A 1,538-nucleotide genomic window follows, 5' to 3' on the forward strand; every position below is an offset into this window, starting at 1 on the left:
CACACGGACGAGGTTGGGGCCGATGACTCGGAGCGCCGAGGACACTCACCGGATGCCCGGACGACTTGCCGCGCTGCTGGCCGACGCCTCGACGGAGGCGGTCCGCGCAGCCGGCGGTCGTGCGGGCGGGGTCTATCTGCGGTCCAGCACGCCCGGGCTGCTGCGCCTGGCCGTGCTGGCCGGCCTGCCCGGGCCGCTGTTCCGCCCGTGGTTCCGGATGCACGTGGACCGTCCGTTCCCCGTCGCCGACGCCTATCGGCTCGGCGTACAGGTGGTCCTGCCGAACGCCACGGAGACGATGCGCCGCTATCCCCAGTTCGCGGCCGGACTGCCGTTCCCGTTCGGATCGCTGTACGTGCCCGTCATGGCGGCGGCCGGCTCGGCCGGCTCGTCAGGGGTGTACGGCGTCCTGACCGTCCTGCGCCCCGCCGTCACGGACGCCGCCGAACTGCTGCCCGTCCGTGAGCGCCTGACCCGGCTGGCCGAGGAGCTGGGGGCGGACCTGCGGGGACTGGAGGCCGGGGCCGTCCCGCCGGTCGTCTGGGACGGCGAGCCCCTGTGCGTACGGCCGACCGGCGCGCCCCCGTCCGCGCGGCACATCGGGCGTTTCGCCTGGGATCCCGCGAGCGGGGCCGTGACGACCGACGAGCGTCTGCGCGACCTGCTGGGCGAGTCGGAGGGCGCCCCGTCCGTGCAGGACCTCGCGGACGCCGTGGCCACCCCGGGCGACGCACACCGCGTCCTGGCCGCACTCCAGGAGACGGCGTCCGGCAGACCGCCGCCGCTGCCGCTCTACGTGCGTGCCGAGGACGGCGCCCTGCGGCTGATCGAGTGCTGGACGGCGTACGACTCACCGACCGAGCCCGCGGACCCCTACCGGGTGAGAGGCGTCGTGCTGGATCCGAGCCCCGGCGCCGCGGCGGATGCTGCCGCCGATCTCCTGCCGGACGGTGTGTTCTGCATGGACCGGCTGGGACTGGTGATGTACGCCAATCCGCGGGCCACCCAGCTGCTGCGCCGGTCGCGGGACGAACTGCTCGGCCGCTCCCTGTGGGAGGCCGTTCCCTGGCTGAACCAGCCGGCCTGCGAGGACCATATGCGCAGCGCCCTGCTGGCACCTGATCCGGTGCACTGTCACATCCGGCGGCCCGCGGACGACGGCGGGGAGTTCGAGGGCGACTGGCTCGCGCTGTCCGTGTACCCGGGCCCGGACGTCCTGACCTGCACCGTGCAGCCGGCCGGGCGCGTCGCGGACTCACCGGCCGAGCGCGCTTCGGCATCCGGCGCCTCCTCCATGGCTCCGTTGTACCGGCCCATCGTCCTCGCCATCGCGCTGACGGAGGCGGTCACCGCCCGCCAGGTGTCCGCTGTGGTCATGCGCGAGCTGCTGCCCGCGTTCGGCGGCCGCCGGCTCGCCATCTACCTGCTTCAGGACCGGCATCTGTACCTGGCGTGGGAGACCGGCTTCCCGCCGGGGTTTCTGGCCCCCTTCGACGGGGTGGGACTGGATACGCACCTGCCCGGTGTGGAGACGCTGA

1 protein-coding gene is annotated in these 1,538 nt (G+C 74.1%); it reads left to right on the top strand.

What is annotated here, in order from left to right:
- Positions 1–22: 22 nt before the first annotated feature.
- On the top strand, positions 23–1,538 hold a 1,516-nt coding region (locus tag KCH87_RS48390; RefSeq protein ID WP_210594455.1), incomplete at its 3' end, for a PAS domain-containing protein.

Source organism: Streptomyces sp. GESEQ-35 (assembly GCF_017948485.1).
Taxonomy (GTDB): domain Bacteria; phylum Actinomycetota; class Actinomycetes; order Streptomycetales; family Streptomycetaceae; genus Streptomyces.